Here is a 19756-nt window from a genome sequence, read left to right as displayed (position 1 = left end):
TTGCGAAGGAAATCATGATCTTTGGGTAAAGATAAGCGTAAAAATGAAATTCATTCTCGAACCAAGTATATTGACCACTCTCGTCGATTTTTGGAGTGGGTTGATAATTTGGGATTTGAGCAGACGCTGGTTGGCAAGATTGTCCACAGGGTGGATTCTCAGTTTAAGTTTCGACGCCTGGCTTTGTTGCTCTCTTTTTCTGTTCTTCTTTCATTTCTGCTTTTTTGGGACATAGATTTTCCTTATTTTCTACAGGTCGGCGATGTTGCGACTTCGGATATCAAATCACCCATTGGATTTCAAATTATTGATGAAGTTGCTACCGAATTGAAGAGAAAAGAAGCCGAACAAGGCGTGCTGCCCGTATTTGATTATGATCCCGACGTTTACGAAAATATAGCGCGAAATATTTATAAATCATGGCGGCATATGCGTCTGCTTGTGAAAAGCGTGGAATGGCCGGTCAGCGAGTCCAAACGTGAAGATGTAGAAAGTAAATTCTTTCAAAATAAGAAAGTTTTTGAACAGGAGCTGGGTTACGGAGTGTCAGATATTCTCTTTCAGTGGCTCATTGAAAGGCGATTCAGTGCACGTCTTGAAAATATCCTTATAGAGGCAATCAGCAAATGGTCGAACTTCCGGGTAATAGATGAATCCAATAATTTACTTTCAGCGCCAGACTCGGCTCTGACTGTGAGAGTCGTAGATCGTGAGGGAGGCGGAGAAGAATATACCTCTGTCAGGGGAGAACTCAAGGACCTAAGGACTCGAAAAAATTTTAATTTTGAAGGAATTCCTGGGACGGAGCAATTGTCTCCAAAAGACGCAAAGCATTTACTCAGCTTATCGTTTTCTCTATTGGTTCCAAATTTGACATTCAATCGACAGGAGACAACAGGACGAAAGCTCAAGGCCCGGAATTCTGTGTTGCCTGTCCAACTCAGCATTGCAAAAAACCAGACGGTCATTGCCGAGGGGGCCGTTGTTCAGCCGATTCACGTCACTTTATTGGGAGAGATTCGAAACTTGAAGTCTGATCGCCGCAGTGACTTTATTTCTTTGGTGACGGCCCTTCTATTTTTGACTTTGATTCTTGTGTTTTTCTCTTACTCTCGCCGATTCACTCAAAAGAGAATCAAAGTTGAAAACAGAGATTTTGCTGTCATGGCTTTAGTGACAGTGGTGGTGGTCTTTCTTGCCAAAGTGTTTCTATTTATGACGGATGCGGCTTTTGTTGTAAAGTATGGCAAATTGATTCCTCCGAGTGTTTTCCTTTACGCGGCTCCCTTTGCCGCTGGACCAATGCTCGTGGGGTTGGTGATCAGTTCGGGTGAGGTGGTATGGCTTTTTACAGCCTTTATCGCCACGGCCGGGGCCATTATGGTGGATTTTAATTTTAGTTTCCTAGTGGTTTCGCTGATTGGGGGAGTGGCGGCGGCCCGCGGCGTTTACGCTTGTAAAAAGAGAAATGACATCTATTTGGCTGGAATTCGAACAGGTCTGATTCAGGCTCTGATTATCGCGCTTTTCACGCTCATCCAGGGGATTGGGAGCGAGGCTCTGTTGAATGATCTTCTTTGGAATGTTCCGGCTGGTTTGTTGGGAGGATTACTCTCTTCAATGGTGGCGATGATGATTGTGCCTCTCCTCGAGACGGGATTTAATTATACGACGGATGTAAAGCTGTTGGAGTTGAGTAATCTCAACCATCCGTTGATGCAGGAAATGATCGTCAAAGCACCAGGGACGTATCATCACTCACTTGTTGTTGGAAGCATGGTTGAAGCTGCCGCAAAGGAGATTGGCGCCAATGCTCTTTTGGGCAAGGTAATGTCATATTATCACGATATCGGAAAGATGCCGCATGCCCAGTACTTCATTGAAAACCAGAGACAGGGACATAATCCTCATGATCACATTTCTCCCTATCTCTCCAAGACCATTCTCATCGCTCATGTTAAAGATGGAGTTGAGATGGGACTCAAGCACAAGCTGGGTAAGCCAATCATTGACGGGGTTCTTCAGCACCATGGAACAACATTGATTTCCTATTTTCATAATAAGGCTTTAGATGAGGCCGATAGAAATGTTGATCAGGTTATTGAAGATGATTTTCGTTATCCTGGTCCTAAACCGCAGTTCCGTGAAGCTGCTCTTGTCATGTTAGCAGACAGTATAGAAGCAGCGGCGCGATCATTAGATGAACCAACGGCGACACGACTTCAAAATTTGGTCAAAAATATCATTCAGGCAAAATTTCTCGACGGTCAGTTGAACGAATGCAATTTGACTTTGGCAGATTTATCCGTCATCGAGAAATCTTTCAAACGGATTTTGCTTGGCATCTATCATCAGCGCATTGATTATCCTCAAACGAACCCCTACCACTATGGTTCCGGGAAGTCGTCGTCTCAACAGCAAGCCTCTGTTGGTAAGTCTGAGAAGAAGGGTACTCACTCGGCATGAGTTGCCTCATCATCAATCGCACTCCGGGCCGAGTGCCGAGAGCCTTTATCTATTTATGCGTGAATTATTTTCTGAAAGCTCTCGCCAAAAGAAGAATAAAGGGCACCGGAAAAGCATCTCAGGTAGTGGTTGTGTTTCTTTCTGTGCCGGAGGCTCGGCAACTCAATCGTAAGTATCGAAAGAAAAGCTACGCGACGGACGTTCTTAGTTTCGCTGGTATTGATGACGACAGTTTGGGGGAGTTGGTATTTTCTCTTGAGGTCGTTCGTCGTCAGGCAAGGGATCATCATTTGGGAGTCAAGGAGGAGTTGTCTTATCTTGTTTTGCATGGTCTTTTGCATCTGTTAGGCTTTGAGCATGAGAAATCGCAACGAGATGCCCAGCGTATGTTTAAAATTCAAGATGAAATTTGGGAAAAATTTTGGCAGGAGTACTGATGATTCAGGCAGTGGTTGCCTGACAGTCTTTGATTTGCTAGTCTCTGGAGCTTGTGGGACCAGAAGGAGCAATCATGTCCATAGCAACAGACTTAGCAGAAATAAGATCCCAATTGAGTGAGTATAAGGTCAGAACCCTTGATCTGAGGGGGTATCTTTGACATCGCGGGAAAAGCGAAGAGAGCAGAAGAACTAGAGCAGCAAGCTCAAAATCCGGCGATCTGGAACAATCACAAAGAAATGCAGAAAATTAATTCCGAGAAGGTCTTTCTAGAGAAATCTGTGGCTGATTGGCACACTCTCAATCAAAGAATCGAGGACTCTGGGGTCCTTCTTGAAATGGTCGTCGAGGAAGAAGATGAAAAATCTTTTCTGGAAATCAAGCAAGAGCTCGTTGGCATTGGGTCAGTGATTCAAGGTTTTGAGTTAAAAGTACTCATGAGCGGGGAGACAGACCTGAACAGTGCTTATTTGAGCATCAATGCAGGCGCCGGAGGAACAGAGGCCTGCGATTGGGCCCAGATGCTCTATCGAATGTATATTCGGTATGCGGAACAAAAAGGTTATCGATTAGAAACTTTGGCTCTTACTGATGGCGAGGGTGCCGGAATCAAATCTGCCACGCTTCTGATTGAGGGACCCTATGCCTTCGGGAATTTGAAATCAGAGTCAGGAGTTCATCGCTTGGTAAGAATAAGTCCCTTCGATTCTAATGCGAGACGTCATACAAGTTTTGCCTCCGTTTACGCCTGGCCTGAGGTGGAAGATGACATTGAGATAGTCATCAAGGACGAGGATCTTCGCATTGATACCTATCGTTCCGGTGGGGCCGGTGGCCAGCACGTGAACAGAACCGATTCAGCAGTGAGGATCACTCATTTGCCAACCGGAGTGGTCGTCCAGTGTCAGAATGAGCGGAGTCAAATTTCTAATCGTGAGAGGGCATACAAGATGCTTCGGGCGGCCCTGTATGAGAGGGAGTTAGAAAGGCGAAAAAAGGAAAAAGAAATCATTGAGGGTGCAAAGGCTGAGAACGAATGGGGCAGTCAGATTCGTTCCTATGTTTTGCATCCTTATAAGATGGTGAAGGATCATCGGACGGACACAGAATCGGGGAATCCCGATCGTGTGCTGGATGGTCATTTGGATGAGTTTATTGAGGCGTTTCTTAAGTCTCAAGCGATGGTCTCAACTTCAACCGGTGGTGGTTAGTGTATCAGCTTTGGCTGGTTTGGAAATTTTTTCGGTCTGGTCAAAAGTTTTTAAACCTCACCACTATCTTAAGTATTTTTGGCCTTGTCATTGGGGTGGCCTCAATGGTTGTAGCAATGGCCGTGGTCAGCGGATTTGAGACAACACTAAAAAATTCAGTGATTGATTCTGTGGGACACGTTCTAGTTATGAAGAGAGGTCAGCCCATCAATGATAAGCAGGAATTTCTTGATCAGATACACAAGACATCATCCCACATAAAGGCTGAAACTCCCTTTGTATATCTTGAAGCGGTCATTGCTCACCAAAAAAGAGTGGCGGGAGTTGTCGTGCAAGGTGTAGATCCCACTAGCTACGAGAAAGTACTTCGGTTGAAAAATAGAATAATTGGCGGGGAGTTTGCCTTTGGGGCCAATGCTGAAGGTGTTGATGGTGCTCTTGTGGGACGAGGTTTGGCAGAGTCCTTTCATCTTTCTGTTGGAGATGTATTTAGAGTGGTCATTCCTCTGTCGGGAGAATTTGACAGTTCATCAATTCACCCTCGGCTTAAGAAATTTTTTGTGAGAGGAATCTTGGACCTTGGTCGTCACGATTGGAATCAGCGATTTGTATTGACCCAACTGTCGGCTGCTCAGGATTTTGCACAGATTGGTGATCAGATTATGGGATACAGATTGAAGCTTGACGAAGATGACAAGGCAAAGGAAGTTGCCTTTGCTCTCAGCCAAGCTTTGGGCCACTCCTATTGGACTCGTGACTGGGAGGATGTCAATCGCAATTTGTTTGAGGCCGTAAAACTTGAAAAGCTTGTTATATTTTTTGTGTTGTTGATCATGGTTATTGCGGCCTGTTTCAATATTTCAAGCACCCTTTTTGTCAGTGTCATGCGACGATTTGGAGACATTTCGATTTTGAAGACTTTAGGTGCGACGCAAAAGTTTTTAGTGAAATTATTCACCATTCAAGGTCTCCTCATCGGTGGGATTGGATCCCTCATGGGGCTTCTTCTCGGAGCTGCTTTAAGTTTTGGTTTTGTCTACGCAGAAAAGCGCTGGGGACTTCTTCCTGGTGAAGTTTATAAGTTAGAAAGAGTCGACATTGAGTTTAGATTGACTGATCTCTCAGCCATCCTTGGTGTCTCCATGTTGATCTGTTACCTTGCGACATTGGCCCCAGCCAGGCGCGGGGCAAAATTACCTCCCGTGGAAGGACTTCGTTATGATTGATAGCCTACCTATGCTCTCGGCGCGTGGCATTCAAAAATTTTATCCTATGGGATCTGGCCGCTTGGATATTCTCAAGGGACTTGATTTGAATGTGAACAAAGGGGATGCAGTATGCATCGTGGGAGCCAGTGGAGCTGGAAAGAGCACTTTGCTGCACATCATGGGAACACTCGACAAGCCTTCCATGGGGACTGTTCTCTATCGAGGTAAGGATCTGTTTCGTCAATCAGACGAAGACTTGGCCAAATTTCGCAATTCGAAGCTTGGATTCGTGTTTCAATTTCACCACCTGATGGGAGAATTTACTGCTATTGAAAACGTGATGATGCCTGCCCGTATCGGCGGACGGTCAAAGCGAATGGCACGAGAGCGGGCGGAAGAACTCATGGCCACCTTGGGGATGATGGACAGGAAGGACCACTTTCCCTCCGAATTGAGCGGGGGAGAGCAGCAACGAGTGGCTATTGCGAGAGCTCTTCTGAACGAGCCAGAAATTCTTCTTGCCGATGAGCCCACAGGGAATCTTGACACCAAGAACAGTCACCGAATCCAAGAATTATTTTTTGAACTCAAGCAGAGGATGGAGCTGACATTAGTGGTCGTCACGCATGATCAAGAGTTTGCCTCTCAGTTTCCTCGGGTGCATCGCATGAAAGATGGGCTCTGGGTGAAGGACTCCACGGCTCTCTTCACATAACATAAACTGGCCCCGTGATTGTTGTTCCAAACTCCAAGGTTCATGGCTGAAGCAATCTCAGGGGTTCAGGATCTTCAAACATGCGTCCGGCAGCAGCGCTCACGTTGTGAGCACTGCACCAAGCCGAACTCGATCCTGAACCCCTGAGATTGCTTCAGCCAGCTCCCTGTGTTTTTGGATACAGCAGATCCACCGAAGGCTTGCGGCCCAGCCGCTGCATTAAAATCAAGATCCTTAAAGTCGGACGGACGCCGAGGATTCTCTAAATCACACCTACTCCATACTCAGAGCCAATATCAATCGCCTCATCCACAAAGCCTGGTGTGCAATGAGAGACTCCAGAAGCCTTAAGGATCATCTGTCATGATCGCCTTTGCGAAGTAGGAATCCTTGCTTGGCCCGCAAGCCTTCGGTGATTCTGTTGTGTCCAAAAGACACGGGAGCCTGGCTGAAGCAGATCTTAGGATTTCAGGATCGAGTTCGGCTTGGTGCAGTGCTCACGACGTGAGCGCTGCTGCCGGACGCATGTTTGAAGATCCTGAATTCCTAAGATCCTCTTCAGCCGGCACCCTTGGAGTTTGGAACAACAATCAAGCAGGCCAGCTTAATGCGTTACAGGGGATTTCAAGGGGTTTTGCTTGACGGCAATGTGCGTTGCTGAAAAAAAATGGAAACCTCCCTTCTCGCAGATTTTGACAAACCAGCTGCTTCGGGCTAGGCTCCGGTCTCAGTATGACTTTAAGTATTTAAAACCATTAGGAATTTCTCACCTTGACGAGACTCGTAGTTGGCTTTTTGATGGCAATGATTATTCCCTGGCATATAGTTTGGGGACAGGAGAACGAGGGAGCGAGGGAGCCTGCCGCTCGTCGTTCCTCGAAAAGAGCAGCGTCTGTCCGTAAGGCCGCTCCCATTCATCCCACTATTTTAATTGTTCGAAAAATTGCTATCAAAGGGAATAAAAAGATCGAAGAGGATGCTATTCGAGCTCGTCTGAAGTCACTTGAAGGTGAACCGCTGAGCTTCGAGAGGGTTCGCCAGGACGTGAAGGAACTTTTTAAGTCCGGTTTTTTTTATGATGTCATTGTCGACCAGGAGGACGGAGGCGATGGAACTGTTTTGACCTATACTGTGGTCGAAAAGCCTTCAATTGTCGGGATTGAATACAAGGGTAATTCCGAAGTAGAGGACACAGCTTTGTCCGAAGCTTCGGGTTTGAAAGCCTACCAAATACTGGATTACACAAAGATTCGAGAAGCCGTCCAGAAAATGGAGAAGCTTTACGAAGAAAAAGGATATTTTCTGGCCCGCATCAATCACAGCTTGGTGACCGTAAAGGAAAATGAAAGCGTTAATCTGCGATTCGATATCGAAGAAAATGAAATGGTGAAAGTGAAGCGTGTGAGCTTCATTGGGAACAAAAAGCTGGGGAGCGGTAAATTAAAATCCGTGATGGCCACTCAGGAAGGTAGTTTTTTTAGTTTTATGGGGGGGTCTGGATCTTTTAAGCAAGACGCCTTTGATCGAGATATGCAGATCCTGAATTTTCTTTACTTTAACGAGGGATTTGTTCAGGTCAAGATAGATCGCCCTCAGGTTTATGTAACCCCAGACAAAAAGGGTATCTACATCACAATTCGAGTAGATGAAGGGGACCAATTCGATATTGGGGGAGTTGATTTCACGGGGGATCTTCTATTTTCCAATGAGGAATTGATGGCCCAGGTGGGCGTTAAGGAGGGCAACCAGTTCGTCTATGAGACTCTGCAAAATGACTTGCGTGTCTTGCAGGCAAAGTATGGTGATCTCGGGTACGCTTTTGCCAATATTATTCCTCGGACCTCAATTCGAGAAAAAGACAAGAGGGTGGATGTTACCTTTGAAATAGACAAGGGCAATAAGGTTTATATTGGAAGAATCAATGTATTAGGGAATACAAAAACGCGGGACAAGGTTGTTCGGCGCGAGTTTCAAATAAACGAAGGAGAGCTCTACAATGAAACTCGCAAGCGAGAGTCCATCGCCAACGTCAAACGTCTCGGCTATTTTGAAGACGTGACCCTTAATACTCGAACACCAAAAGGAAACAATGATCGAATGGATATCGACATTGTCGTCAAAGAGAGAAACACAGGAACGATACAAGTTGGAGCAGGGTACAGTACCTACGCGGGCTTTGTATTTAATGGCCAGGTCAGCCAGACAAATTTGCTGGGTAAAGGGCAGAAATTGAGTGTTTCCCTTGATCTCAGTAAGAAGCAATCTCAGTTTAACGTCAACTTTACTGAACCCTACTTTCGGGATACCGAGTGGTCGGTAGGATTTGACGCCTATCAGAGCCGTCGAATTTTGAGTGAGTATGAAGAGACAAAGAATGGCGGAGCGATTCGAATTGGGCATCCTTTGGCTCCGTATCTCAAAGGTTTTTTGCGCTATAAAATCGACGACACGGATATTAAGCTGAGCAGTGAAGGCGATCCGACCATTTTTCCTGTTGAGACAGTTAACGGGGTCACCAGTTCTGTGACTGTGACACTCGAGTATGACAAGCGAGATGATCGTTTTGCGCCGAAAGACGGTCTCTTTTCTAGCTTAAACCTTGAATACGCAGGGCTTGGTGGGGATCTTTCTTACACAAAAGGCTTCGGAACCTTCAGGTACTACAAGAGACTGTTTTGGGACGTGATATGGAGGAACAATTTAACCTATGGTTTCATTCAATCCAATGATCCAAGTAAGAGCGAGCCTTTTAATGAGTTGTTTTTGTTGGGTGGAGCGAACAGTCTTCGTGGATATGATTGGTTTTCGATCGGGAAACGGGTGAGGAGTCAGAAGTCCTATGATGAAGCGATAGCAGCAGGCGATCAGTATGCGAGCTACACGGCACTTCGTCCCTATGGCGGCACTCAACAGTTCTATTACAACCTTGAATTTCAGTTCCCACTCATTACCGAGGCAAATATCAATGGCGTTGTTTTTTATGATATCGGTAATGCCGATGATACTTTGGCATTGAGTGATTTTCGAAGTGACGCGGGATTTGGATTTCGTTGGTTTTCGCCGATCGGTCCACTTCGATTCGAATGGGGATTTCCATTTGAGAGGAAGTTGCAGTTCAGAGAGGATTCAATTAACTTCCAATTTGCTATTGGTGCTCCATTCTAAATTGTGTTTTAATGAGCGGATTTCGTAGACTAATTATTGACCAGGCTAAAGTGAGGTAAATAAAGTGATATTTTCAAGGTTCAGCAAAGGTGTTATCGGGATGGTATTGTTCGCTCTTTCTGCTTCTGTATGGGCGGAGACACCCCTGAAACTTGGTTATGTGGATATGCAAAAAGCAATTCAAACGACCACAGTTGGGAAAAAGGCAAAGGAAACTCTTGAAGCAGAATTCAACAAGAAAAAGAAAGAACTTGAAAAGAAGGAAGCCGATATCAAGGCAATGAATGAAGATTTTGAAAAAAAGAAGTTGGTTCTTTCTGATGAAGTAAAAGAAAAGAAGACCAATGAAATTCGCACACAGATGATGAAATATCAGGAGTTGGTCGGTCAAAGTCAGCTGGAGATTCAGAAAAAGGAACGTGATTTGACGTTACCGATTGTAAAAAAATTGAGGGAAATTCTTGAAAAAGTGGCGCAGAAGGAAGGCTACACAATGATCCTGGAGAAGTCTGAGCAGAATGTTCTTTTTGCGATAAAGGAGGTCGACCTGACAGACCGCTTGATTAAAGACTTCGAAGCAGCGAAGTAGTTTTTGAATTCGTACAATTACATTTAATAAAGATGAATTGGGGTTGGGAATGGGATTTCCGTTAGAACCGGGTATGAGGGCAGATCAAATTCAAAAAATTCTTCCTCACAGGTATCCTTTTTTCTTTGTGGATAAGCTGATTTCTAGGACTGAAGGTCCCTCTCCAAAATCGCGCGAGGGGGGGAAAATTATTGCCCTCAAGAACGTGACTATCAATGAGCATTTTTTTACGGGGCACTTTCCTCATCGATCAGTGGTGCCGGGCGTTATTCTCATTGAGGCGATGGCTCAAGCGGGCGCATTGGCGGCCTATCGATCAACAGATCCACCGATGGATGTGGCGATTGCCTTTATCAGAAATGCCAAATTTCGGGCTCCCGTCGTACCAGGAGATTCCATGATCATAAAGGCTGAAATTTTGCGCGAGCGAAAGAGCATGATTCTGATGGGTTGCTATATTGAGGTGGACGATCAAAAGGTTGCTGAGGCTGAAATTATGGCCTATATGACAGACGTGAGTTCCCAGTCCAACTGATTTTCTGGAGTGAGTAAATTGTCTATACATCCTACAGCCATTGTCTCAAAAGAGGCAGATCTAGCGGAGGACGTGTCTATCGGTCCCTATTCCGTGATCAAGGGAAGAACAAAAATTGGGAAAGGCTGTGTGGTCGAGAGTCATGTTGTCATTGGAAATGAGGCCGGAATTGTTGAAATTGGGAGCGGTAACCACTTTCTTCAAGGCGCTGCGGTCGGAACTCCTCCTCAGGACCTCACTTATAAAGGTGAAGTCACAAAGCTCATAATTGGTGATAATAATACGATTCGCGAGTTCTGCACTTTGAACTTAGGTACTCCCAAAGGAGGAGGAACGACGCTTATTGGTAACAATTGCCTTCTTATGGCCTATGTTCACTTGGCTCACGATTGCAAGATTGGCAATGAGGTTGTTGTCGCCAATTGTGCCCAATTTGCTGGTCATGTCATAGTTGAGGATCACGTGAAAATCAGCGGTGGATGTTTGTTTAGCCAGTTTATCACTTTGGGTACGCACTGTTATATTGCCGGTGATACGGCTGTGAATAAAGATATTCTTCCCTATTCAATTGCCTCTGGCAATTACGCGACAATAAGGGCCACGAACAAAATTGGATTGGAGCGTTCTGGATTTTCTAAGGAGACAATTGAAAGCATTCATCGGGCTATTCGATTTTTGATTAGAGGCGAGGGAACAATTGAAGAGGCTATTGAAAAAATTGAGCGGCTTTGCCAGCCGTCTGATGAAATTGGAAGACTATTGGAATTTGTTCGTCAGTCCAAAAAGGGAATTGCTCGATGAAGCAGAGCCCCTTGCGGTGTGCAGTCATTGGAGTTGGTTACCTGGGCCGATTCCACGCCCAAAAGTACAAGGCCTTACCCAATGTCTGTCTGGTGGGAGTCTGCGATTCAAGCGAGGAGAGGAGCCAAGAAGTTGGGCGTGAACTTGGGGTGCCCTCATTTGCCGATTATAGATTGTTAGCTCCTCAGGTGGATGCTGTGACGGTTGCTTCTACGACGACCTCTCATTTTGAAATTGCCAAATTTTTTTTAGAAAATGGCGTTCATGTGCAAGTTGAAAAGCCGATGACGATGAACTCCCAAGAGGGTGAAGAGCTTTGTCGGCTGGCCGAGAGACATGGCTTGAAGCTTCAGGTTGGGCACATTGAGAGATTTAATCCCGCTTTTATTGCGGTGAGGGAAAGGCTAAAAAATCCCTTGTTTATGGAATGTCATCGCCTTGCGCCCTTTAAACCGCGCGGCTTTGATGTCTCCGTTGTTCTTGACTTGATGATTCATGATCTTGATGTCGTCTTGTCCCTGGTTAATAGCGAGCCAGTTGCGGTCTCAGCGATCGGCACTCCCGTTTTGACAAGGGAGATCGATATTGCAAATGCGAGAGTTGAATTTAAGTGTGGAGCAGTTGCAAATATCACTGCTTCTCGCGTATCCCAAAAATCTGAGAGAAAATTTCGAGTTTTTCAAGCCAATCAGTACTTATCAATGGATTTTGGAGGGGGAGAAGTGTCTCTTCTGACCAAAACGGGAGATTGGAGTGGTGAAAATGTTCCTCTGGAGCAGCAGAGTTGGAATCTCGAGAAGGGTGACGCCCTATTGGCAGAGACGACGGCTTTCGTCGATTGTATTCAAAGCGGAACCGCGCCTATCGTGAGTGGGCACGATGGGCTTGTTGCCTTAAGACTGGCTGAACAGATCGATCGAGAAATTCGCCAGCGTCGGGAGCGGGTTGTGGCTCGATGAGTTTTCAGGTGCTGGTGGTTGCAGCGGAGGCCTCAAGTGCGCTCTACGCTCAGCGACTCCTTGAATATTGGAAGAAACAAAATAGAGATATGAAAGCTTTTGGTGTTGGAACCAGAGCAATGGAAGACCTTGGATTTGAGCGCCTTGGCAAATCTGAGGAAATGGCAGTTGTGGGAATTCAAGAGGTGATTTCTCATTGGGGTATTATAAAGGGGGCTTTTAACAGCCTCTTGTCTGAGGCAAAGAGGCGACGTCCTGACGTCGCTTTGTTGTTGGATTATCCCGACTTCAATCTTCGGCTAGCAGCAAAACTCAAGAAATTGGGAATACCTGTCGTTTATTATATTTCGCCACAAGTTTGGGCCTGGAGACAAGGACGGGTCAAGACCATTAAAAAGTGCGTAGACAAAATGCTTGTTCTCTTTCCTTTTGAAAAGGAATTTTATGACCGTCATAAAATCCCATGCCAGTTTGTTGGCCACCCCCTTTTGGATGAGTTAGATGAGAGAGTTTCTGATAAGGAAGAGAATGACCGCGTCCGAAATCGCTTTGGAATCAAAGCTGATGATGTGCTTTTGGGGCTTATGCCGGGAAGTCGTGACTCAGAGATCAAGCATCATCTTCATATCCAACTCGAAACGGCCGAATGGCTTCTTAAAAAATTCCCACGATTAAAAGTGGCGCTTTTAGTTGCGCCCACTTTGGATAAGGAAAAACTACGGCTTGCCATAGGTGATATTGGTATACCTTTGAGGATCATTCAGATGCCTCCGATCGACATGGTCAGAATGACGGATGTGGTCCTTGCCGCTAGTGGAACAGCCACACTCCTAGTGGGGCTTCTCGAGAAGCCCATGAACATCATGTATCGCATGAATACCATAACAGCATATTTAGCAAAAAAGTTTGTAAAACACATACCGTACTTTGGAATGATCAATTTAATCTTGGGTAGAGAAACTTGTCCTGAATTTTTTCAGGATCGTGCCACCCCGACAGTTCTGGGAGAATCTCTGAGCCTGCTTGTCGAATCGGCAGAAGCGCGGCGGTTGATGTCGCTCGAAATGCATGAAGCAAAAAATCGCCTGGGAAAAAAGGGAGCAACAGTCAGAGTGGCAGAGGAGCTGGAGATGTTTTTTTCTTTAAAGAATAAGATTCAGAAAGATGAAAGGGTCCTTTGAAGATGGACTCTGATCCTTTTGGCTTCCTCTATCAGGGAGTCATGAGTTTGCGGAATTGGTCCTATGATTCGGGCATCTGTTTGAGTCACAAACTGAGTGTGCCTGTGGTCAGTGTCGGTAATCTCACTGCCGGTGGGACAGGAAAAACTCCCATTGTTGCAGACCTTGTGGCCTGGTCCCAGAAATTGAAAATCCCAGTCGGTGTCATCAGTCGAGGATACAAGGGATGTTACAAGGGCGTTCAGAGAGTCTCATCTGATGTTCATGCAATACCAATCTGGGGCGATGAACCGACAATGCTGGCGAGAAGATTTCCTGATGCTCCTGTGTTCGTTCATCCTGATCGCGTTTTGGCGGGCGAGACCTTGTTAGCACAAACACCAGTGAGGTGGATCCTCGCCGATGATGCTTTTCAACACCGGCGGCTTTATAGACAAATGGACATTGTGGTTTGTGATCTTTCAGCCCCACTTTGGCATTTGAATTCCTTGCCGAAAGGGAGAGCACGGGAGAGGCTGAGTTCTTTAGAAAGAGCCAACTTTGTTGTTCTCAATAAGCGAAATCTAGGAAGCGAAGAAAACTATGTGGGTTGGCGTCAGGCAATAGAGAAATGGGTTTCGGCGGATCGAATGATAGAGGTGAACTATTGTTTGTTGGCAACGCGTTCAGTTACGGAGGGAATTCCTTTGGAAAAAGGCGAGGCCGTTTGGCTTGTTTCTGGTATAGGAAATCCTTCCTCCTTCGAATCCTTAGTTAAGCAGGCGGGTTATTCGATGAGGGGACATTCGATCTTTAAAGATCATCATGTTTATTCTCAACCTGATGTGCGAAATATTCTGAGTGATTTAAAAAAGGCCCAAGTGAATAAGGTGCTAACAACGAGTAAAGATTTGATCAAACTCATTGGGCACAGTGACCTGACAGGGTTTCTCTTTGAGGCAAGGCTAGGACTGTTATGGGGAGACGGACGTGACAAATTGGATGCAGAACTCTTGTGCCTGGTTAGTTAAGGGAATGTGTTTGTGCATCATTTCGTTGCCAAGGCACATCCAACTTCGCTTGGGAGACTTAATAGGTATTTTGTGGTTTGACGTTTTACGTATCAGACGTCAGCTTGTTCTTGATAATCTCCAAAGAGCATTTCCAAGTCTTACATACAATGAACGTTTGAAAATTGGCCGCCGTTCTTTGTGTAACATGGGTCGAACAGCTGTAGAATTTTGTTATTTTCCTTTTTTGAAAACTCAGAACTTGTCTCGCCATTTCACTATTTATGGATATGAGAAGTTATTGGAAGCACAAAATAGAAAGCGTGGGGTCTGCTTATTAACCTGTCATTTGGGGGCTGGTGATTTTGGAACTGCCGCGCTTTCTCTCAAGGGTTTGCCCGTTCATTTGATCTCCAAGGAATTTAAAATCGAGTGGATCAATCGGCTTTGGTTTGGCCTGAGGGAAAAAATGGGCACTCGTTTCATCAAAGCTCGCCATAGCAGTTTTGATATTTTACGGGCCCTGAAGGCCAATGATTTTGTTATTTTTGTTCAGGATCAATTCATGGGACCCCCTATTGGGGTAAAAACAAAATTTTTTGGTATTGAAACAGGGAGCGCCCTCGGGTTATCCGTGATTGCACGAAAAACTCATTCTCCAATCTTGCCCATTTATATTTACAGGCAGGACGACGGTCGAGGAATTATCATGATTGAGGACGAATTAAGCTGGGAAGAGAAGGAAAATAAAGAGTCTACTCTTGTACACATGACTCAGAAGTTTAATGATAAGATAGAGGAAATTGTGAAGCTGCATCCAGACCAATGGATGTGGGTTCATCGCCGATGGAAGAAGTTCACCCATTAGAAATTGGAGGGCCCTGACTTGGGTAAATCTAAAAGAATCGTCCGCACGGGACTCCTTTTCTATTTACTTTGCCTTCTCTTCTCGTGCGCATCAGGCGTTCTTCAATATAAACAGGTAGAAAAACTAGAGATAAATGAAGAATACGACAAAAAGATTCGAGTTAAGGAAATTCCTCCGACTAGGCCCGTGGATGATTTAGCCTCCGTACCACAGGGGCCGGTTCAATCTGCAGAACTGAATGCAGCAAAGGGGTCCAAGGCACCCATGAAAGCATTCGGGAAAAAGTCTGCAAAAAAGCGCCCCGCAACTGGTGGTGGGGTTAAACACGACGTCACAAAAGGCGAGGTAAGAAAGGGCAAAGTGGAATTTCGAAGCAGTGGGAAGCGTCAGCCTGAGGGGGAGGACAGTGAGGGATTTTTAGGTCGCCGACCTCTTGTTGATCCCTTCGTACAGGGAGAGAAAATTGTTCTTTCAGTGAGTTATTTCAGAATGAGAGCCGGGGAGCTCTCCTTGGAGTCTCGTCCGTTGGTTGAGGTCAATGGCAGAAAAGCTTATCACTTTTTAATGCGTATTAAGAGTCATAGTTTATTTGAGCGTATCTACGCAGTCGATGATTGGGCAGAAACATTTTTGGATTACGAGGAATTGACGCCCTACAATCTGGCTGTGCATTTAAAAGAGTCTAAGCAGATTAAGGAAAGTAGATCTGTTTATGATTTTGTCAAACTCGAAGCAGATTTCTGGGAGAAGCGAGTTACCAGTGACCAGGGAGAAGAGAACAAAAAGATTTCCTGGAAAATAGAACCCTATTCTCAAAATGTCTTGAGCGCAATCTTTTACCTGAGGACTTTCAGTTTGAAGCAGGGAAAGGTCATAGCTTTCAAGATTGCCGATTCTGGAAAGAATATTTTATTTCGGGCAGAAGTTGTGAGGGAAGAATCCATTGAATTTAAGGAGAAAAACATCCAAACATCAGTCCTGAAAATTGAATTTGAGCAAGATGGTGTGTTTCAAAAGACTGGGGATGTTTTTATTTGGCTCACCAAGGACGATCGAAAATTTCCCGTCCGAATAGAGAGTAAGATTAAAATTGGTACTTTGGTGGGATCTCTTCAAAGTCTTCAGCCTAGCCTTTAGAATTGCAGATTTGATATTTTCTCAACTATAGGCTTGTTTTCGCCTCGGCTGTCGTGAATCCAATGGGTGTTCGAGTTTATAATGATCCGGTGGTAAAGTCAGATTGTAGCCGATTCACAGGGTATAAGCCCTGCCAATATCCTGGTCCCTGTGATTCTCATTGCGTGGATTATCGAAAAATCAACGAACGAATCCTTATTGTTCATTTGGAGGCCCTCGGAGCTGTTTTGAGGGCGACATCGATTCTTTCGGCGATGAAGCGCAAATATCCATTGAGTCACATCACATGGGTAACCCAAGCTCCTGCAGAAAAGCTTCTGGAAAATAATCCGTATGTTGATCGAATATTAACAACCCATCCCAACGACTTGCTGGAGCTTTCATCCAGGGAATTCGATTTGTGCTTCGTCGTGGATAAGTCGCTGAAAGCCATAGGGGTAACCAAACAAACTCAATGCGAAAGGGTTTTTGGCTTTATTGCAGACTCCAAAACGGGGGCCATTTTGCCTGCGACACCGGCTGCCGATGAGCTTTGGCGCATAGGATTGGATAACCATTTGAAATTTTTCAAAAATAGAAAGCCTGAAACACAGCTCCTTGTCGAGAGTTTGGAGCTTGGCCCATTTATAAGAGATCCCTACATCATTGAGTTAAGTGAGTCTGAAAGAAGACTGTCTCAAAATCGTCGGAATGAGTGGGCTGGAGCAGGACAAGTTTTGATCGGAATTAATACGGGATGCAGTCACGCTATTCCCTATAAGAAAATGACAATAGCAAAGCATCGTGAACTGATTCGTGATCTTCTTAATTTAGATGAAGTTTGCATAGTCCTTCTTGGAGGCCCTGAGGATACAGCGCGAAATCTGGAAATCGGAAAGGGGCTTCCCGTGATTCAGTCTCCTTCGCAAGAGGGATTACGCCAGGGATTGGTCAACGTAGCGGCCTGTGATATCGTTGTCACCGGAGATAGTTTGGGGATGCACATGGGCATTGGTTTGGGAAAGTGGGTCGTCGCCTGGTTCGGTCCCACCTGTTCTCACGAAATTGATTTCTATGACAGAGGGGTCGCGGTATTGGCTGATGTTCCCTGCGGACCCTGTTGGCGTCGAAGTTGTCATAATCAGAATATGTGCTACGATCAGGTCGACTTAAGGCAAATTATTGCCGGAGTCCAAGAAGGAAAAGTTTGGCACAAATTGTCTATCAAACAGCATTTATCGGAGACCTCCTACTCTCCATCCCTTTGATTCTGCAGTTGCGTAAAAGACATCCAGGGGCTCCCATCCATCTGGTGTGCCGAAAGGGATTTGGATCGTTCTTCAGTGAATTGAGTCTTGTTGAACGGGTCTTCGAAGTTGATAAAAACGAAGGGAACGATTCTTATCGTCGCTTGCTGAAGGATCTTTCATCCGAACGATATGACTGCGTTTGGTGTGTCCATGAATCAATTCGGAGCGCGCTCGTTGTGAGGCGAATCAAAGCTCAAAAGCGCGTTGGTTTTTCACACTGGTGGAATTCTGGATTTTTTGATCTTCGAGTGAAGCGTCCTCTGCAGCTTCCTGAAGTCTTGAGGCAGCTAGCTTTACTTGCCAGCCTTGACCAAGATTTAGCTGCGAAAATGGCAGATTTAAAACAATATGAGAATCCAACTGCTCTGAGCTCCTGGGATTCTACTCAAACTCCTGCCATTCCCATATGGGCATCAATGGATCTTATGGAAAAGGGAATTCTTGGTCTAGCAGCGAGGGATAAAATTGCTGCAGAGGCAAGGTCCCAACGAAGCCAATTGGGTTTAGAGAGCCAAAACTATGTGGTGATGGCACCAGGTAGCGTTTGGCCCACGAAGCGATGGACACTTGCCGGGTATTCAGAATTGGTAAAAGAGCTGACAAGGAGAAATTTCGGAGTCGTTTTGACAGGATCGAAGCAAGAAAGAGATCTTTGTGAACAGATTGCCCTTGCCGAACCTTCTGTAAAAAACTGGGCCGGACGAACGAGCCTTTGGAGCACATTTGCTCTTATGACACAGTCGTCTTTTTTTGTAGGAAACGACAGTGGCGCATCTCATCTGGCAGTTTGTGCCTCAATTCCAGTCATCGCTCAGTTTGGTCCGACGACTTTAAAGTTGGGCTACAGACCTTGGAGTGATCGTGCACAGGTTGTTCAGGAAAATCTCAAGTGTCGACCTTGTGGCAAGCATGGGGCTCGGGTTTGTCCTTTAGGCACTCACGAATGCATGGAGCGGATTAAGTCTCAACATGTGCTGATGGCGATAGAAAGAATGGGTCTCATTAAGGAATCTTGAGGCCCAAAGGCTGAATCTGATAAGATTGCGGTGGTAGATCGCCTTCCCACCCCATGGGTCAACTGCTAGACTCAAATATCTATCACGTCTCGTTCCTCTTCATTTATTGAAGAAGTCTCAAGGCCGCGGTTGGAGTTTGATTGGCTTGTGCCAAAACTCCAATTGAAGCATTCAGTAGCACACTGTTTCTAGTTAATTCCGCAGATGATGTTGCCATGTCAGTATCCCGAATTCGGCTGTTGGCAGCTGAAAAATTCTCGATAGCGACACCAAGATTGTCACTTGTCGATACCAAACGGTTTTGAATGGCACCAAGATTGGCTCTCATTCCGTTCACGTTTCTTTGGGCCGCCTCAAGAACACTTAAGGCTTCGCGGGCATCGACTTTATCCGAAAAATCGAAGTTGTCGATACCGAGAGACTCAAGGGTTGCGTTCTGTTTGGATGCGTCAAAGGCAATTCGGTCCTGAAAGTCATTGTTATTCACATCGATTTGGAAAGCATATTCAGCTCCTGATCCATCAAGTAGTTTCGCGTCTCCAAATCGATTCGATTCGGCGATACGCTGGATCTCAGATTTGAGCTGTTGAACCTCCATGTTTACAAATTTTCTCTCTTGATCCCCGACGGTGTCGGAGGCGGCCTGAACTCCCAGCTCTCTCAGGCGGGTCAATATGTTACTAACTTCTCCAAGTCCACCTTCTGCGACCTGGATCATCGAAATTCCATCGTTTGCGTTGCGCTGAGCTTGACTGTATCCACGAATGGTTGACTTTAAAGTTTCAGATATAGATAAGCCAGCTGCATCGTCTGCCGCTTTGGTGATTCGGCTACCACTACTTAGTTGAGCGTAGCTTGTTTGCATGCTTCGTTGGCTAGAAGCCATTGATCTTTGCGCGTTGATTGCGGCGATATTGGTGGCGACCCTGATACCCATGATATTCTCCTTGCGGTTTTGCTTGAGGAGGGCCCTTCACAGTGACCATCACTGTGCAGAAGCACTCATCAAAATTTTTGTTTGTATGACCCTCTGTCACTCAGATTCGAACTCGCACAAGTCCACTGGAGCTCAGAGAGTCCAGTGATCCAGTCGAGGTCTTGTCTTCGTGACAGCTACTCTTTCGGCCGGTCGAGCACAAGCTTAAGTCGGGACGAGGAAATCAGGAGCTTCGTCTAGTCAGTTCTGTAT

The 19756-nt window shown here is 45.6% G+C and carries 18 protein-coding genes; 17 read left to right on the top strand and 1 reads right to left on the bottom strand.

From position 1 onward, the window contains the following. Positions 1–21: 21 nt before the first annotated feature. The 17 genes from IPL83_12815 to IPL83_12735 all read left to right on the top strand — a co-directional run bounded on the left by IPL83_12815 (position 22) and on the right by IPL83_12735 (position 18567). On the top strand, positions 22–2466 hold the full coding sequence (locus IPL83_12815) for an HDIG domain-containing protein (protein MBK9040024.1): 2445 nt from the start codon (positions 22–24) through the stop codon (positions 2464–2466). Next, positions 2463–2903 (top strand): rRNA maturation RNase YbeY, encoded by a 441-nt coding sequence (gene ybeY, locus IPL83_12810; protein ID MBK9040023.1) that lies wholly within the window; start codon positions 2463–2465, stop codon positions 2901–2903. The genes IPL83_12815 and ybeY overlap by 4 nt, the downstream gene beginning before the upstream one ends. Positions 2904–3056: 153 nt before the next feature. Further along, positions 3057–4115: a peptide chain release factor 2 gene (gene prfB, locus IPL83_12805; protein MBK9040022.1), complete on the top strand. Its 1059-nt coding sequence runs from the start codon at positions 3057–3059 to the stop codon at positions 4113–4115. Next, positions 4115–5341: an ABC transporter permease gene (locus IPL83_12800; GenBank protein ID MBK9040021.1), complete on the top strand. Its 1227-nt coding sequence runs from the start codon at positions 4115–4117 to the stop codon at positions 5339–5341. The genes prfB and IPL83_12800 overlap by 1 nt, the downstream gene beginning before the upstream one ends. A gap of 10 nt (positions 5342–5351) precedes the next feature. Next, a complete protein-coding gene (locus IPL83_12795; GenBank protein ID MBK9040020.1) occupies positions 5352–6038 on the top strand; it encodes an ABC transporter ATP-binding protein in 687 nt (228 codons plus the stop codon). Between the two features lie 423 nt (positions 6039–6461). Continuing rightward, positions 6462–6680 carry a hypothetical protein gene (locus tag IPL83_12790; GenBank protein MBK9040019.1) on the top strand — a complete coding sequence of 73 codons (219 nt, stop codon included), beginning with the start codon at positions 6462–6464 and terminating at the stop codon, positions 6678–6680. A gap of 129 nt (positions 6681–6809) precedes the next feature. Next, positions 6810–9203 (top strand): outer membrane protein assembly factor BamA, encoded by a 2394-nt coding sequence (gene bamA, locus IPL83_12785; GenBank protein ID MBK9040018.1) that lies wholly within the window; start codon positions 6810–6812, stop codon positions 9201–9203. Between the two features lie 100 nt (positions 9204–9303). Further along, positions 9304–9792 carry an OmpH family outer membrane protein gene (locus IPL83_12780; GenBank protein ID MBK9040017.1) on the top strand — a complete coding sequence of 163 codons (489 nt, stop codon included), beginning with the start codon at positions 9304–9306 and terminating at the stop codon, positions 9790–9792. A gap of 73 nt (positions 9793–9865) precedes the next feature. Further along, positions 9866–10327, top strand: coding sequence for a 3-hydroxyacyl-ACP dehydratase FabZ (gene fabZ, locus IPL83_12775; protein MBK9040016.1), 462 nt, complete (start codon positions 9866–9868; stop codon positions 10325–10327). Between the two features lie 9 nt (positions 10328–10336). Beyond that, the gene (gene lpxA, locus IPL83_12770; protein MBK9040015.1) at positions 10337–11128 is read left to right on the top strand and encodes an acyl-ACP--UDP-N-acetylglucosamine O-acyltransferase; all 792 of its coding nucleotides are present in this window, start codon (positions 10337–10339) and stop codon (positions 11126–11128) included. Further along, positions 11125–12087 carry a Gfo/Idh/MocA family oxidoreductase gene (locus IPL83_12765; GenBank protein MBK9040014.1) on the top strand — a complete coding sequence of 321 codons (963 nt, stop codon included), beginning with the start codon at positions 11125–11127 and terminating at the stop codon, positions 12085–12087. The genes lpxA and IPL83_12765 overlap by 4 nt, the downstream gene beginning before the upstream one ends. Next, positions 12084–13268, top strand: a complete 1185-nt coding sequence (lpxB, locus tag IPL83_12760) for a lipid-A-disaccharide synthase (protein MBK9040013.1) — start codon at positions 12084–12086, stop codon at positions 13266–13268. Before IPL83_12765 ends, lpxB begins: the two co-directional genes overlap by 4 nt. A gap of 2 nt (positions 13269–13270) precedes the next feature. Continuing rightward, positions 13271–14278, top strand: a complete 1008-nt coding sequence (gene lpxK, locus IPL83_12755; protein ID MBK9040012.1) for a tetraacyldisaccharide 4'-kinase — start codon at positions 13271–13273, stop codon at positions 14276–14278. After that, the gene (locus IPL83_12750) at positions 14238–15125 is read left to right on the top strand and encodes a lipid A biosynthesis lauroyl acyltransferase (GenBank protein ID MBK9040011.1); all 888 of its coding nucleotides are present in this window, start codon (positions 14238–14240) and stop codon (positions 15123–15125) included. Before lpxK ends, IPL83_12750 begins: the two co-directional genes overlap by 41 nt. A gap of 18 nt (positions 15126–15143) precedes the next feature. After that, positions 15144–16262 carry a DUF3108 domain-containing protein gene (locus IPL83_12745; GenBank protein ID MBK9040010.1) on the top strand — a complete coding sequence of 373 codons (1119 nt, stop codon included), beginning with the start codon at positions 15144–15146 and terminating at the stop codon, positions 16260–16262. A 164-nt stretch (positions 16263–16426) separates the two neighbouring features. Beyond that, complete coding sequence (locus IPL83_12740; GenBank protein ID MBK9040009.1) at positions 16427–17509, top strand: glycosyltransferase family 9 protein; 1083 nt, start codon at positions 16427–16429, stop codon at positions 17507–17509. Then, entirely contained in the window at positions 17449–18567 is a 1119-nt protein-coding gene (locus IPL83_12735) for a glycosyltransferase family 9 protein (protein ID MBK9040008.1), read from the top strand. The genes IPL83_12740 and IPL83_12735 overlap by 61 nt, the downstream gene beginning before the upstream one ends. Positions 18568–18670: 103 nt before the next feature. On the opposite strand, the gene IPL83_12730 is transcribed toward IPL83_12735, so the two are convergent. Further along, positions 18671–19504 (bottom strand): flagellin FliC, encoded by an 834-nt coding sequence (locus tag IPL83_12730; protein ID MBK9040007.1) that lies wholly within the window; start codon positions 19502–19504, stop codon positions 18671–18673. Between the last annotated feature and the right edge of the window lie 252 nt (positions 19505–19756).

It is taken from the genome of Bdellovibrionales bacterium (assembly GCA_016716765.1).
In the GTDB taxonomy this organism is placed as follows: Bacteria; Bdellovibrionota; Bdellovibrionia; order Bdellovibrionales; family UBA1609; genus JADJVA01.
The sequence above is the reverse complement of the archived record's forward strand: the minus strand, read 5'-3'. Positions and strand labels throughout refer to the sequence as shown.